The sequence below is a fragment of the Mesorhizobium sp. M0088 genome (genome assembly GCF_040322895.1).
Lineage (GTDB): Bacteria > Pseudomonadota > Alphaproteobacteria > Rhizobiales > Rhizobiaceae > Mesorhizobium.
In genome coordinates this window covers 1-15,024 of sequence record NZ_JAMYUI010000041.1, presented here as the reverse complement: position 1 = coordinate 15,024, position 15,024 = coordinate 1, and the positions used below count along the sequence as shown (strand labels likewise).

The window sequence follows — 15,024 nt, the reverse complement described above, 5'->3', positions numbered from 1 at the left end:
GAGCCCGGCCACCCGCGCCGCAAGCCGCGTAAATAGGACGGCTCGCCTTGGAATTTCAAGGAAATAACGCCATACGACAGCGGAATGGCTTCTGACGGGACTTGACGGACGAAAATGGCCGCAAAACGCGCCTATCTCGATTATAATGCCAGTGCGCCGCTGCTTGCCGCGGCCCGCGAAGCTATGGTCGCGGCTCTTGACGTCGCCGCCAATCCGTCATCGGTTCACGCCGAAGGGCGCGCCGCCCGCCGTCTGATCGAAACCGCCAGGCGTGACGTGGCGGCGCTCGTCAACGCCAAGCCCGAGCATGTCGTGTTCACCTCCGGCGCCACGGAAGCAGCCTCGACGCTGCTGTCACCCGACTGGCGGATGGGGCGCGGCACGGTGCGTATGAGCCGGCTTTACGTGTCGGAGGCCGATCATCCCTGCCTGTTGAACGGCGGACACTTCCCGGCAGCGCAGGTTACCCGGATCGGTGTCGACGCCAACGGCATCGCCGATCTCGGCGCCTTGGCGTCGGCGCTCGGCGGTCACGACAAGAGCGAGGGCCTGCCGCTGGTCGCCATCCACGCCGCCAACAACGAGACCGGCGTCATCCAGCCGATCGATCGCATCGCCGCGATCGTCAAGGCGGCGGGCGGCATCCTCATTGTCGACGCCGTGCAGGCCGCAGGGCGTGTTTCGACCGATCTATCAATGGGTTACGCCGATTATCTGATTCTGTCCTCGCACAAGATCGGTGGTCCCAAGGGCGTCGGCGCCATCGTCGCGGCTTCCGATTTGATGATGCCGAAGCCGTTGATCAATGGCGGCGGCCAGGAAAAGGGCCATCGCGGCGGCACTGAAAACCTGGCTGCCATTGCCGGTTTTGGCGCGGCCGCCCGCGAGGCCCTGGCCGGATTGCCGGCCATGGATGCGGTGCGCCGGCGCCGCGACGAGATCGAAGCCATCGTGAAAACGCTCGTGCCGGACGCGGAAATCTTTGGAACCGGTGCGCCAAGGCTTGCCAACACGGCATTCTTCGCTATTGCGGGCGTCAAAGCCGAAACCGCGCAGATCGCCTTCGATCTGGCCGGTGTAGCGCTGTCGGCCGGCTCCGCCTGTTCGTCGGGCAAGGTCGGACCGAGCCATGTGCTGAAAGCAATGGGCTGCGGTGACAGTCTCGGCGCCTTGCGGGTGTCGATCGGACCGGCGACCGGCGCGGAAGACGTTGAGCTTTTCCGCACCGCGCTTGCGGCTATGCCGCACGTAGGGCGGATAGAGAACGGGCCGCGTAGCGGTTGGACGAATTTGGGCCTTTCGGCCTGGTAGAGCCGTGCGTTTCATACTGGCCGGGTGAATTTCCGGTCGAAGCGCACTATATGAAACTTACGCTGCCGCGAGCGCCTTTTTGGGGTTCGTTTTTGGCGGTGCCATAGTTTGAAAACTGTCGGGCCTTGACCCCGGCGTGGATGGAGAACGCATATGCCTGCTGTGCAGGACACGATCGATCGGGTCCGAAAGATCGACGTCGACCAATACAAATACGGATTCCAGACCGAAATCGCTGTCGATAAGGCCCCCAAGGGCCTCAGCGAAGATATCATCCGTTTCATTTCGGCCAAGAAGGACGAACCGTCCTGGATGCTGGAATGGCGTCTGGAAGCGTATCGCCGCTGGCTGACGCTTGACGAGCCGACCTGGGCGCGCGTCCACTATCCCAAGATCGATTTCCAGGACATCTACTTCTACGCGGCGCCCAAGAGCACGCCCGGCCCGACTTCGCTGAGCGATGTCGATCCCGAACTCTTGAAGGTCTACGAGAAGCTCGGCATTCCGCTGCGCGAGCAGGAAATCCTTGCCGGCGTGCAGAAGACCGACGCCTCGGAACTCGAGGAAGTCAGCGACAATGTCTACAAATCGGGCCGCGTCGCCGTCGATGCCGTGTTCGATTCCGTCTCCGTCGTCACCACCTTCAAGAAGGAGCTGGCGCAGGCCGGCGTCATCTTCTGCTCGATCTCGGAAGCTATCCGCGAGCATCCGGAGCTGGTGAAGAAATATCTCGGCTCGGTCGTGCCGACCTCCGACAATTATTACGCCACGCTGAATTCCGCTGTCTTCACCGACGGCTCGTTCGTCTTCGTGCCCAAGGGCGTGCGCTGCCCGATGGAGCTGTCGACCTATTTCCGCATGAACGAGAAGAACACCGGCCAGTTCGAGCGCACGCTGATCATTGCCGAGGAGGGGGCTTACGTCTCCTATCTCGAGGGCTGCACGGCGCCGCAGCGCGACGAGAACCAGTTGCATGCCGCCGTCGTCGAACTGGTGGCGCTCGACGATGCCGAGATCAAATATTCGACGGTGCAGAACTGGTACCCCGGCGACGCCGAGGGCAAGGGCGGCATCTACAATTTCGTCACCAAGCGCGGCGACTGCCGTGGCGACCGCTCCAAGATTTCATGGACGCAGGTCGAGACCGGTTCGGCGATCACCTGGAAATATCCGAGCTGCATCCTGCGCGGTGACGATTCCCAAGGTGAGTTCTATTCGATCGCGGTGTCGAACGGCTATCAGCAGGTCGACAGCGGTACCAAGATGATCCATCTCGGCAAGAACACGTCGAGCCGCATCATCTCCAAGGGCATCGCCGCCGGCTTCTCGCAGAACACCTATCGCGGCCAGGTCTCGGCGCACCGCAAGGCGACCAACGCCCGCAACTTCACCAACTGCGACAGTCTGCTGATCGGCGACCAGTGCGGCGCGCACACCGTGCCCTACATGGAAGCCAAGAACTCGACGGCGCAGTTCGAGCACGAAGCGACGACGTCGAAGATTTCCGAGGACCAGAAATTCTATGTCATGCAGCGCGGTATCCCTGAAGAGGAAGCGATCGCGCTGATCGTCAACGGCTTCGTCAAGGACGTCATCCAGCAGCTGCCGATGGAGTTCGCGGTCGAGGCGCAGAAGCTGATCGGGATTAGCCTTGAGGGCTCGGTCGGCTGACCGGATATATATTCAGGAAACGAAAAAATGCTTGAAATCAGAAATTTGCACGCCCGCATCGTCGACGATGGCACCGAAATCATCCGCGGCCTGAACCTGACGGTGAAAGCCGGCGAGGTCGCCGCGATCATGGGGCCGAACGGCTCGGGAAAATCGACGCTGTCCTACATCCTCGCCGGCCGCGAGGACTATGAGGTGACCGAAGGCGACATCCTCTACAACGGCCAGTCGATCCTCGAAATGGATCCGGCCGAGCGCGCCACGTCAGGCATTTTCCTCGCCTTCCAGTACCCGATGGAGATACCGGGCGTTGCGACCATGGAATTCCTGAAGGTGGCGATGAACGAGCAGCGCAAGGCGCGTGGCGAGGAGCCGCTGAAGATCCCGGAATTTTTGAAGCGCGTGAAGGAAGCCGCCGCCTCGCTCAGCATGGATATGGCGATGCTCAAGCGGCCGCTCAATGTCGGCTTCTCCGGTGGCGAGAAGAAGCGGGCGGAGATCCTGCAGATGAAGCTGCTGGAGCCGAAACTGTGCGTGCTCGACGAGACCGATTCCGGCCTCGACATCGATGCGCTGAAGATCGTGTCCGACGGCGTCAACGCGCTGCGCGCGCCGGACCGGGCGTTCCTGGTCATCACCCACTACCAGCGCCTGCTTGAGCACATCGTGCCCGACACCGTGCACGTGCTCTACAAGGGTCAGGTCATCAAGTCAGGCGACAAGTCGCTGGCGCTCGACCTGGAAGCCAATGGCTATGCCGGCGTGATCGGCGAAGCAGCGTGAGATGCCAGAGGGCAGTTTGATGAATATGCACGCACAACCGCAGCGGACACCGGCCGAAACAGCGTTGATCGATGCCTTCGGCGACCGGTTGTCGCTGCTGCCGGGCGACGGCGCGGTGATGCTGAAGCGCGACGACGCCATCGAGACGATCAAGCACGGCCTGCCGACGCGGCGCGTCGAATCCTGGCACTACACCGACCTGCGCCGGTTGCTGAATACCGTGCCGGACTTCGACCCGGCAGCCATGGCCAAAGCCATCGCCCCGATCGTCGACGGTTCCACCGTGGTGTCGATCCTGAACGGCAAGTCCGACGCCAAAGTGCCGGTTCTTGAAGGCGTCTCTTTCCAGCGCCTGTCGGAAAAGCTGGTCGACGGCAGCGCAGCACCTGGGCTCGACCCCTATGGCAGCGACGATGCCATTGGCGCGCTGAACACGGCTTTTGTCGCCGACGGGTATTTTGTCGACATCGCCGATGGTGTGGAACTTGAAAAGCCGGTCGAGCTGCAGAACCTGCAGGCCGGCGGCCAGACCCATGTGCGCCTGACCGTTCGCGTCGGCGCCGGCGCAAAGGCCGTCATCGTCGAACGGCAGACGGGTGATGGCGCTGCCTTGGGCAGCTCGGTCAGCCAGATCGTGCTCGACGAGGGCGCCGAGGTGACGTGGCTGATCGTCCAGGAGCAGCCGGAAACGGCGACGCATCTGGCGCAGTTCAAGGCCCATATCGGCAAGAATGCGAAACTTACGCTGTTCGTCATGAACGCCGGCGGCAAGCTCGTGCGCCAGGAAATCATGGTCAGGACGACTGGCGAAGGCGCCGATTTCAAGCTTCGCGGCATCAACCTCCTGGCCGGCGACACCCACACCGACGTGACCATGGTTCTCGACCATGCCGTGCCGCACACGACCTCGACGGAGATCATCCGCAATGTGGTGACGGGCAAGGCGCGCGGTGTGTTCCAGGGCCGCATCAACGTCCATCAATATGCGCAGAAGACCAACGCCAAGATGGCCTGCAACACGCTGTTGCTGTCGGACGACGGCGAGTTCTCGACCAAGCCCGAGCTTGAAATCTTCGCCGACGACGTGATTTGCGGCCACGGCGCGACGGTCACCGAAATCGACCACAACCATCTGTTCTACCTGATGGCGCGTGGCGTCGACGAGAAAAGCGCGCGGGGGTTGCTGGTGAAGGCCTTCGTCGCGGAGGTGATCGAGGAACTGGACGACGAGGCGATCGTCGAGGCGCTGGAAGCACGGCTCGACGGCTGGTTCGCGGCACACGGGTGATCTGATGAACGCACCGGGCAAGATCGGAGATTTCTACGACGTCGAAGCGATCCGCCGCGATTTCCCGATCCTGTCGCGGGAAGTCTATGGCAAGAAGCTGGTCTATCTCGACAATGGCGCTTCGGCACAGAAGCCGCAGGCGGTGCTGGACACAATCCAGCATGCCTATTCCCAGGAATACGCCAACGTCCACCGCGGCCTGCATTTTCTCTCGAACGCCGCGACCGACGCCTACGAAAAGGCCCGAGAGACGGTGCGCCGCTTCCTAAACGCGCCGAGCACCGACAATATCGTCTTCACCTCGAACACGACCTCGGCCATCAACACGGTCGCCTATGGCTATGGCATGCCCAACATCGGCGAGGACGACGAGATTGTGCTGTCGATCATGGAGCACCATTCCAACATCGTGCCGTGGCATTTCATCCGCGAGCGGCAGGGCGCCAAACTGGTCTGGGTGCCGGTCGACGATCTCGGCGTCTTCCACATCGAGGAATTCGAGAAGCGGTTGACCGATCGCACCAAGCTGGTCGCCATCACGCAGATGTCGAATGCGCTGGGTACGGTGACGCCGATCAAGGAAATCGTGCGCATTGCGCATGCGCGTGGAATTCCCGTGCTGGTCGACGGCAGCCAGAGCGCCGTGCATATGCCTATCGACGTGCAGGATCTCGACTGCGACTTTTTCGTCTTCACCGGGCACAAGGTTTATGGCCCGTCGGGCATCGGCGTGCTCTACGGCAAGAAGGACATTCTCGCTGGCATGCGGCCCTTCATGGGCGGCGGCGAGATGATCGAGGAGGTGACGGAAGACATCGTCACCTACAACGAGCCGCCGCACCGCTTCGAGGCCGGCACGCCGCCGATCGTCCAGGCGATCGGGCTGGGTGCTGCCCTCGACTACATGGAATCGGTCGGTCGCGAGCGCATTGCAGCCCATGAGGAAGACCTCAAGAACTACGCGCATGAGCGGCTGCGCTCCATCAATTCGCTGCGCATCTTCGGTGATGCGCCCGGCAAGGGCGCCATCATCTCGTTCGAACTGCAAGGCATTCATGCGCATGACGTGTCGATGGTGATAGACAGGCAGGGCGTTGCTGTCCGCGCCGGCACCCATTGCGCCCAGCCGCTGTTGAAACGGTTCGGCGTAACCTCCACATGCAGGGCATCGTTCGGCATGTATAATACCAGGGCCGAAGTCGACGCTTTGGCCGAGGCGCTTGAAAAAGCGCGCAAATTCTTCGGATGACGAGTTTTTTGGGTGACGACCATGGATGATGCAAGCATCGCTGCCGAGACCACTCCGGAAACCGCGCCCAATGCGCTGGTTTCGGGATCGGCCATCCCCGCCGACGAGCTGGCGCGGCTGACCGACGACATCGTCTCGGCGCTGAAGACGGTCTACGATCCGGAAATCCCGGCCGATATCTACGAGCTCGGCCTGATCTACAAGATCGACATCGAGGACGACCGCTCGGTCAAGATCGACATGACGCTGACCGCTCCCGGCTGCCCTGTCGCCGGCGAAATGCCCGGCTGGGTGGAGAATGCCGTCGGCGCCGTCGAAGGCGTGTCCGGCGTCGAGGTCAACATGACCTTCGACCCGCCCTGGTCGGCCGACCGCATGTCGGAAGAGGCGCAGGTGGCGGTGGGTTGGTACTAGCCCGACAGAGGCTGGTGCACTTGCGCCAGAGATAAAACTTCACCATTTTAGGTGAGGAATCATTCGGCAGGCCTTGAACCTGCATGGAATGGAAGGAAAAAGAATGGGACGCTTCGCCGTCATCACCATGACCGAAAAGGCCGCCGACCGGGTGCGCGAGATTGTCGCCACCCGTGAGAATGCGCACGGCATCCGCCTCGGCATCAAGAAGGGCGGCTGCGCCGGCATGGAATACACGGTCGATCTGGTGACCGAGCCCAACACCAAGGACGACCATATCGAGCGCGATGGCGCCCATGTCTATGTCGCACCGGAAGCAGCACTTTTCCTGTTCGGCACCGAGATGGATTTCGAGCAGACGACGCTGCGCACCGGTTTCACCTTCCACAATCCGAACCAGAGCTCGGCCTGCGGTTGCGGCGAATCCGTCGAACTCAAGCCGGCCGACCTGAAGGCACTGGCAGAAGCCCGCGCTTCCTGAGTTTTTCCTTCGCCCCGTTTACGGGGAGAAGGTGTCACGAAGTGACGGATGATAGGCAGCGCCGGCCTCTCCAAAGTTAGCGCCGCTCCTCATCTGCCGGCGTTCGTCGTTCGAAGGCCAAGCAATTGGCTTTTCGTCCGCTGCGCGGATCACTCCTCACCTCCCCGTAAACGGCGCGAAGAAATTCACTCCACCCACATGCCCGTCCGCTTGTGCCAGTCGGCGATCGATTCCTCGGGATAGATGTCGAAGACCTTGTCATGCTTGCCAACCACCGGCTCCACCCAGTTCGCCTTGTATTTCAGCATGAGGTGCACCTTGCTTGGCGGAATGGGTAAATCGCTGTCGATCGCCGAAGCGAAGGGATGCACCAGCTCCGGCCATGTCGGGTCGTAGAGCCAAAGGGCTGAGCCGCATTTCTTGCAGAAATTGCGCTCGCCGGTTGAGATTTCGCAATGCGGATGCTCGTCGTCCTCGATCTCCGCCCGAAAGACGCCGAGGCTGCGCTTGCCCCTGATGTTCAGTGTTTCGTTGTCGGCACCGAGATTGATGGCAAACCCGCCGCCGCCCTGCTGCTTGCGGCAGATCGAGCAGTAGCACAGCATGAATGGCGCCGGCGTGTGGCTCTCCACCTCGAAACGGACGGCATTGCAGCGGCAGGAGCCTTTGAGCAGCACGGGCATAGCGGGAAACTCCGATCGACCTCACACAACCTGTCAGCATGATTTTGGTTGCGGCGATGACAAGGCCAAACGCCGGTGACATGATCGCGGCATGGACAATGAGCGCATCGCCGAACTGTTCGAGGGCCTCGGTCCTGTCAGCATCCGAAAACTGTTCGGCGGCAAGGGCATCTATTTCGACGGTGTCATCGTCGCCATCGTGCTGCGCGGCGAATTGCTGCTGAAGGCCGACGAGCAAAGCGCGCCCGAGTTCGAGGCCGCCGGCTGTACGCAATGGACCTATACCGGCTCGCGCCACGGCAAGCTGGTCGCCATGCCCTACTGGAGCGTTCCAGACAGCGCTTTCGATGATCCCGACGAGATGACGGTCTGGGCACGGCGGGCGTATGAGGCGGGGCGTCGGGCGGGGAAGTAGATTCCCGCAAACTCGAGGCCACCCCCTCATCCGTCCGCTTCGCGGCCACCTTCTCCCCGAGGGGAGAAGAGGTCGACGTCGGCGCTGTAAGCTCCTCTCCCCTCGGGGAGAGGTCGGATTGCCCCGAATTGTACTTTGCAATTCGGTCTTGGCAATCCGGGTGAGGGGGAACCTTCGCTGCGTGACCCTAAAGCGCCTTGGCAATCCTCGCCGCCAGCCGCGCATTATTCTCGACCAGCGCGATGTTCGTCTTCAGGCTCCTGCCGCCAGTCAGTTCGAGAATCTTTCCCAGCAGGAACGGCGTCACCGCCTTGCCGGTCACGTTGAGCGCCTCGGCGGCCTTCTGCGCGGCCTCGATATAGCCCGCCATCTCCTCAGCCGGGATTTCATGGTTTTCCGGCACAGGATTGGCAATCAGCATGCCGCCGGCGAGCCCCAGCGCTGCCCTCGTCTGGTAGAAATGCGCGATCTCTTCCGGCTCGTGCAAGGTCAGCGGCGCGCGGAACGGCGAATGCCTGGACCAGAAGGCCGGCATCGTCTCGCAGCCAAGGCCGACCACCGGCACGCCGCGCGTCTCCAGCACCTCCAGCGTCTTTTCGATGTCGAGGATGGCCTTGGCGCCGGCCGAGACGACGATGACCGGGGTGCGCGCCAACTCGTCGAGATCGGCGGAAATGTCAAAACTCTTTTCGGCGCCCTTGTGCACGCCGCCGATGCCGCCGGTGGCGAACACTTTTATGCCGACCATATGCGCCGCGATCATCGTGGCGGCGACCGTGGTGCCACCGGTGCGCCCTTGCGCCAAGGCAAAACCGAGATCGGCGCGCGACAGCTTCATGGCGTCGCCCGTCATCGCCAGCGATTCGCGCTCGCCGTCCGAAAGCCCGATCTTGATGCGTCCGCCAACCACGGCGATCGTCGCCGGCACGGCGCCGCCATCGGTGATGATCTTTTCGACGTCGGCCGCCATGGCGCCATTGTCGGGGTAGGGCATGCCATGGGTGATGATGGTGCTTTCCAGCGCCACCACCGGCCGGCCGGCAGCCAGAGCCTGCGCCACCGGCGCGTGGATGTCGATGAGGGGGCGGGCGGTCTCAGGGGTCATCAGGGTCTCCAATCCGGAATGCGGCGCGTCCGTCGGGACACCAGGCAACATCGCGGCACTATGAATTCGCCGGTCTCATGCCACTTCCCTGGCATCCGGCACAAGAGCCAGCGCTTCCGCGAAGCTTGAGGCGGTGAACTCGGGAACGGCGTTGGCGCTTTCGATGGCAAGCGTCGCCCCGGCAATGCCTTCGCGCAGTGCTGACCGCAGCGGCAGTCCGCGCAGCAAGGCAGCGACCGTTGCGCCCGCCAGCGCATCACCGGCCCCGGTGACGTCAGCGACCTTTCGGGGATTGGGCGGCATGATCGAAAAGGCGCCTGTTTCATCGAACCCCAGCACGGGCGCCCCGCCTGCCGTGACCACGCCACTGACGAGGCCGCTGCATCGCAACCCGTCGACGACCTCGCGCTCCCTGGCATTCGCGGCGACGCCGGCCAGCACCATGGCCTCGCGCCGGTTCATGAAGACCAGCGAGAGCTCCTTCAGCACCGGTATCAGCCGCACCGCCTTGGCCGGCGAGATGGCAATGGCGAAAACCGGCTTGCCCGCGGCGAGCGCGACCAGCCGTTCCAGCGCCGCCGTCGGCAGGTTGGCGTCGCAGAACACGGCATCGGCGGCCGCGATTGCTTCGCGCACCCTGGAGCGGCGAATCTGTTTGGGAAAGGCCAACTCATAGAGCGCCATGTCGGCGAAGCCGACGATCAGCTCGCCCTCGCTGTCGATCAGCGCCGTGTAACTCGGCGTCGTGCGGTCGAGGAAGACCGCCGACAGGTCGGTAATGCCTGTCTCGGCGATGGCTCGCGAAACGGTATCGGCAGCGGCATCGCCGCCGCGAACCGACATCAGCGACGCGGAGACGCCGCGCCGCACGGCGCTGCGCAAAGCATTGAAGACGCCGCCGCCGACATCCTCGCGCATTGTGCCCGGATTGGAGGCGGCAGGCACGTAAGCGCCGGACACCTGGCCGCGTCGGTCGATATGGGCGCCGCCTATGGCCAGTATTTTCGCGGATTTCAGCATGCCGGCGATATGACCTTTGTTATTCCAGCCGCACAAGCGCTAGGTGCGACGGAGCTTCGCATGCGAGGCGGCGATTCGGCAGGTCGAAACAACCGAGCCGTCTGGCCCAACGTGCGGTGCATTCCTGATCGAATCCCTGGACAAAAAAAGAACAAATCCGGATATTGCTTGTTTTTCAGTTATTTGACCCCTCTTGCCAAATGAGAACAAAAAAGGTACAAATAGGCAGGGATTACGGATTGTCCGGCCTTCATTGACGACCAAGGGGTGATGTATCATGGCTCAGAATTCTTTGCGGCTGGTAGAGGACAAGGCAGTGGACAAATCAAAGGCTCTGGATGCGGCGCTGTCGCAGATCGAGCGGGCTTTCGGCAAGGGCTCGATCATGCGGCTCGGCGCCAACGATCAGGTCGTCGAGATTGAAACGGTGCCGACCGGCTCGCTTGGCCTCGACATCGCGCTTGGCGTCGGTGGCCTGCCGCGCGGCCGCATCATCGAGATCTACGGGCCGGAAAGCTCGGGCAAGACGACGTTGGCGCTGCACACCGTGGCCGAAGCCCAGAAGAAGGGCGGCATCTGCGCCTTCGTCGATGCCGAGCACGCGCTTGACCCGGTCTATGCCCGCAAGCTCGGCGTCGATCTCGAAAACCTTCTGATCTCGCAGCCCGACACCGGGGAGCAGGCGCTGGAAATCTGCGACACGCTGGTGCGCTCCGGCGCCATCGACGTGCTGGTGGTCGATTCGGTCGCGGCGCTGACGCCACGCGCCGAAATCGAAGGTGAGATGGGCGATTCGCTGCCCGGCCTGCAGGCCCGCCTGATGAGCCAGGCGCTGCGCAAGCTGACCGCGTCGATCTCGCGCTCCAACACCATGGTCATCTTCATCAACCAGATCCGCATGAAGATCGGCGTCATGTTCGGCTCGCCTGAAACCACCACCGGCGGCAATGCGCTGAAATTCTACGCTTCGGTGCGCCTCGACATCCGCCGCATCGGCTCGATCAAGGACCGCGACGAGGTTGTCGGCAACCAGACCCGCGTCAAGGTGGTCAAGAACAAGCTGGCGCCGCCCTTCAAGGTGGTCGAATTCGACATCATGTTTGGTGAGGGCGTCTCCAAAACCGGCGAACTGGTCGATCTCGGCGTCAAGGCCGGTATTGTCGAGAAGTCTGGCGCCTGGTTTTCCTATAACTCGCAGCGTCTCGGCCAGGGCCGCGAAAATGCCAAGCTGTTCCTGCGTGACAATCCCGACACGGCACGCGAGATCGAGTTGTCGATCAGGCAGAATGCTGGGCTGATCGCCGAGAAATTCCTCGAGAATGGCGGCCCTGAGCGCGGCGATGATGACGGTTTCGAGGAAGAGTCCGGCGCGATGTAACAGCTTCGCACGCCAGGCCGGCCGGAGTTCGGCCATAATCGCGTTCTATTATCTCAGGCTTATGTAATCGAGTTCCGTGTTATTGCGTTTCGAAACCGCCGGCCCAGTGCCGGCGGTTTTGCGTTTTGGCGGCGAAATAGGGCCGGTTCGAATGACGGGAAAAGGCCGTGGATTGGACCAATTCCGTGTTTCTGGACAGGGTGAAGCGCGGCGGCTAAAAGGCCAAGTCTTAATCTTCTAAAACGCAGAGCCCATTTCCGCCGGTTTGCCGGCGGCTCTTCCGAAAAGGCAGCATTCATGAGTGGCGTGAACGAAATCCGGTCGACATTTCTCGACTACTTTCGCAAGGAGGGTCACGAGATCGTCGCGTCGAGCCCGCTGGTGCCGCGCAACGACCCGACGCTCATGTTCACCAACGCCGGCATGGTGCAGTTCAAGAACGTCTTCACCGGTTTGGAGAAGCGGCCCTATTCGCGCGCTTCGACCGCCCAGAAGAGCGTGCGCGCCGGCGGCAAGCACAACGATCTCGACAATGTCGGCTACACCGCACGCCATCTGACCTTCTTCGAGATGCTCGGCAATTTCTCCTTCGGCGACTATTTCAAGGAACGCGCCATCGAGCTTGCCTGGAACCTGATTACCAGGGAATTCGGGCTGAACAAGGACAAGCTGCTGGTCACCGTCTATCACACGGATGACGAGGCGGCCGGCTTCTGGAAGAAGATCGCCGGTTTTTCGGACGACCGCATCATTCGCATCGCGACCTCGGACAATTTCTGGGCGATGGGCGATACCGGCCCGTGCGGGCCGTGTTCTGAAATCTTCATCGACCGCGGCGAACACATCTGGGGCGGCCCTCCCGGCAGCCCGGAGGAGGATGGCGACCGTTTCCTGGAATTCTGGAACCTGGTGTTCATGCAGTATGAACAGGTGACGAAGGAGGAGCGCATCGACCTGCCGCGCCCCTCGATCGACACCGGCATGGGCCTGGAGCGCATGGCATCCATCCTGCAAGGGGTGGAAAGCGTCTTCGAGACCGATCTGTTCCGTCACCTGATCGACGCGGCCTCGTCCGCGATCGGGCATGGTCCCGACAAGGAGACGGTCGCGTCCTACCGGGTCATTGCCGATCATCTGCGTTCGTCCTCCTTCCTGGTGGCGGACGGCGTGCTGCCTTCGAATGAAGGCCGGGGCTATGTCCTGCGCCGCATCATGCGCCGCGCCATGCGCCATGCGCAGCTGCTGGGTGCCAACGAACCGCTGATGTGGAAGCTGGTGCCGGCGCTGGTGCGCGAAATGGGCCAGGCCTATCCGGAGCTGCTGCGCGGCGAACAGTTGATCACCGAGACGCTGAAGCTCGAGGAGACCAGGTTTCGCAAGACGCTGGTGCGCGGCCTCGGCCTGCTCTCCGAGGCGACGGAGACGCTGCATGCCGGCGACATGCTGGACGGCGAAACGGCCTTCAAGCTCTACGACACTTACGGCTTCCCACTTGATCTGACGCAGGACGCGCTGCGCCAGCGCAGTATCTCGGTCGATCTTGCGGGCTTCACCAATGCGATGGAGCAGCAGAAGGCCGAGGCGCGAAAGCATTGGGCAGGCTCCGGCGACGCGGCGACCGAGACCATCTGGTTCTCCGTGAGCGAGAAGGCGGGCGCCACCGAGTTCCTCGGCTATGAGACTGAAGCTGCCGAAGGCATCATCCAGGCGCTTGTCCGGGACGGCAAGGCTGTCGACAGCGCCGGCAAGGGTGTCGCGGTGGCGATCGTCGTCAACCAGACCCCGTTCTATGCCGAGTCCGGCGGCCAGATGGGCGACACCGGCGTTATTTCAGGCGAGGGCTTCTCGATCGAGGTTTCCGATACGCAGAAGAAGGCCGACGGGCTGTTCGTGCATATCGGCAGGGTGGCCAGCGGCACGGTCAAGACCGGTGCCGCCGTCGAGCTGAAGGTCGACCATGCCAGACGCTCGAGGCTGCGCGCCAACCATTCCGCGACGCATCTGATCCATGAGGCGCTGCGCGAGGTGCTGGGCAGCCATGTCGCGCAGAAGGGCTCGCTGGTCGCGCCCGAGCGCCTGCGCTTCGACATCTCGCACAACAAGCCGATTTCACCGGAGGATCTCGAATTGGTCGAGCGCATGGCCAACGAGATCGTCGTCCAGAACGGCCCGGTGACCACGCGCCTGATGTCGGTCGACGATGCCATTGCCGAAGGCGCCATGGCGCTGTTTGGCGAGAAGTACGGTGACGAAGTGCGCGTCGTGTCCATGGGCACCGGTGTGCACGGCGCCAAGGCCAACCGGCCCTATTCGGTCGAGCTTTGCGGCGGAACGCATGTCCGGGCGACTGGCGATATCGGCCTGGTGCGTGTCGTGTCGGACAGCGCGGTCGCCGCCGGCGTGCGCCGCATCGAGGCGCTGACCGGCGAAGCCGCGCGCAAACATCTCGACGAGCAGGATAGGCGGCTGAAGGCGACGGCGGCCGTGCTGAAGATTTCACCGGCCGACGTGCCGGCGCGCGTCGAGACGCTGCTCGAAGAGCGCAAGAAGCTCGAGAAGGAACTGACCGAGGCGCGCAAGAAGCTGGCGCTGGGCGGGGGATCGTCAGCCGATGCTCCAGCCGCCAATGAGACGGTCGCCGGTGTCGGCTTCCTCGGCAAGACGGTCTCCGGTGTCTCGCCGAAGGATTTGAAGCCGCTGGCCGATGCCGGCAAGAGCTCGCTCGGCTCCGGCGTCGTCGTCTTCGTCGGCGCCGGTGAAGACAACAAGGCAAGCGTCGTGGTGGCCGTCACCGACGACCTCGTCGGCCGCTTCAGCGCCGTCGACCTTGTCCGCGTGGCCTCCGCCGCATTGGGCGGGCAGGGCGGCGGCGGGCGGCCCGACATGGCCCAGGCCGGTGGCCCCGACGCTTCCAAGGCCGACGATGCGATTGCAGCGGTGAGGGCGGCACTCGAAGCGGCATGAGCCAGCGGGCAGTTCAGGGGTAGCCCTACCTTCCCATGTAGCGCTGCCCCTCATCTGGCTGCCGCCATCTTCTCCCCGTAAACGGGGAGAAGGGCGCTTTCGTCGCGGCTTTCGCCAATCGCCAGCCTTGCAAAAAAAGAGGCGCCGGCGTTGCGGCCAGCCTCTTTCTCCCCGTTTTACGGGGAGAAATGCCCGGCAGGGCAATGAGCGACTATCTGTGGTGTCAAGTTGCATTGGCGAACTCCATGCGCGCATCGCGTGC

At 62.8% G+C, this 15,024-nt stretch carries 12 protein-coding genes and 1 pseudogene; 10 read left to right on the top strand and 3 right to left on the bottom strand.

Annotation, left to right across the window (positions count from 1 at the left end; genetic code table 11):
• Positions 1-114: 114 nt before the first annotated feature.
• The 7 genes and pseudogenes from NKJ67_RS33380 to sufA all read left to right on the top strand — a co-directional run bounded on the left by NKJ67_RS33380 (position 115) and on the right by sufA (position 7,197).
• Positions 115-1,277: pseudogene (locus NKJ67_RS33380) on the top strand (cysteine desulfurase family protein).
• 187 nt (positions 1,278-1,464) lie between these two features.
• Positions 1,465-2,982 carry a Fe-S cluster assembly protein SufB gene (gene sufB / locus NKJ67_RS33375; protein WP_027037002.1) on the top strand — a complete coding sequence of 506 codons (1,518 nt, stop codon included), beginning with the start codon at positions 1,465-1,467 and terminating at the stop codon, positions 2,980-2,982.
• Positions 2,983-3,009: 27 nt separating this feature from the next.
• Entirely contained in the window at positions 3,010-3,765 is a 756-nt protein-coding gene (sufC, locus tag NKJ67_RS33370) for a Fe-S cluster assembly ATPase SufC (RefSeq protein WP_023810312.1), read from the top strand.
• A 19-nt stretch (positions 3,766-3,784) separates the two neighbouring features.
• Positions 3,785-5,053, top strand: coding sequence for a Fe-S cluster assembly protein SufD (gene sufD, locus NKJ67_RS33365; protein ID WP_352585591.1), 1,269 nt, complete (start codon positions 3,785-3,787; stop codon positions 5,051-5,053).
• A gap of 4 nt (positions 5,054-5,057) precedes the next feature.
• Positions 5,058-6,302: a cysteine desulfurase gene (locus NKJ67_RS33360; RefSeq protein WP_352585589.1), complete on the top strand. Its 1,245-nt coding sequence runs from the start codon at positions 5,058-5,060 to the stop codon at positions 6,300-6,302.
• 21 nt (positions 6,303-6,323) lie between these two features.
• Complete coding sequence (locus tag NKJ67_RS33355) at positions 6,324-6,716, top strand: SUF system Fe-S cluster assembly protein (RefSeq protein ID WP_127329623.1); 393 nt, start codon at positions 6,324-6,326, stop codon at positions 6,714-6,716.
• A gap of 103 nt (positions 6,717-6,819) precedes the next feature.
• The gene (gene sufA, locus NKJ67_RS33350; RefSeq protein WP_127329621.1) at positions 6,820-7,197 is read left to right on the top strand and encodes a Fe-S cluster assembly scaffold SufA; all 378 of its coding nucleotides are present in this window, start codon (positions 6,820-6,822) and stop codon (positions 7,195-7,197) included.
• A 185-nt stretch (positions 7,198-7,382) separates the two neighbouring features.
• On the opposite strand, the gene NKJ67_RS33345 is transcribed toward sufA, so the two are convergent.
• Positions 7,383-7,880 carry a GFA family protein gene (locus tag NKJ67_RS33345; protein WP_127329619.1) on the bottom strand — a complete coding sequence of 166 codons (498 nt, stop codon included), beginning with the start codon at positions 7,878-7,880 and terminating at the stop codon, positions 7,383-7,385.
• A gap of 91 nt (positions 7,881-7,971) precedes the next feature.
• On the opposite strand from NKJ67_RS33345, the gene NKJ67_RS33340 reads away from it, so the two are divergent.
• Entirely contained in the window at positions 7,972-8,295 is a 324-nt protein-coding gene (locus NKJ67_RS33340; protein WP_024504570.1) for a TfoX/Sxy family protein, read from the top strand.
• 187 nt (positions 8,296-8,482) lie between these two features.
• On the opposite strand, the gene NKJ67_RS33335 is transcribed toward NKJ67_RS33340, so the two are convergent.
• On the bottom strand, positions 8,483-9,400 hold the full coding sequence (locus tag NKJ67_RS33335) for a pseudouridine-5'-phosphate glycosidase (RefSeq protein WP_352585586.1): 918 nt from the start codon (positions 9,398-9,400) through the stop codon (positions 8,483-8,485).
• Between the two features lie 75 nt (positions 9,401-9,475).
• Positions 9,476-10,420, bottom strand: coding sequence for a carbohydrate kinase family protein (locus tag NKJ67_RS33330; protein ID WP_352585584.1), 945 nt, complete (start codon positions 10,418-10,420; stop codon positions 9,476-9,478).
• Between the two features lie 277 nt (positions 10,421-10,697).
• Between NKJ67_RS33330 and recA the strand changes: the two genes are divergently transcribed.
• Both recA and alaS read left to right on the top strand, forming a co-directional pair.
• Positions 10,698-11,798 (top strand): recombinase RecA, encoded by a 1,101-nt coding sequence (gene recA / locus NKJ67_RS33325; RefSeq protein WP_027036993.1) that lies wholly within the window; start codon positions 10,698-10,700, stop codon positions 11,796-11,798.
• 297 nt (positions 11,799-12,095) lie between these two features.
• Positions 12,096-14,762 (top strand): alanine--tRNA ligase, encoded by a 2,667-nt coding sequence (gene alaS, locus NKJ67_RS33320; RefSeq protein WP_352585581.1) that lies wholly within the window; start codon positions 12,096-12,098, stop codon positions 14,760-14,762.
• Positions 14,763-15,024 lie beyond the last annotated feature (262 nt).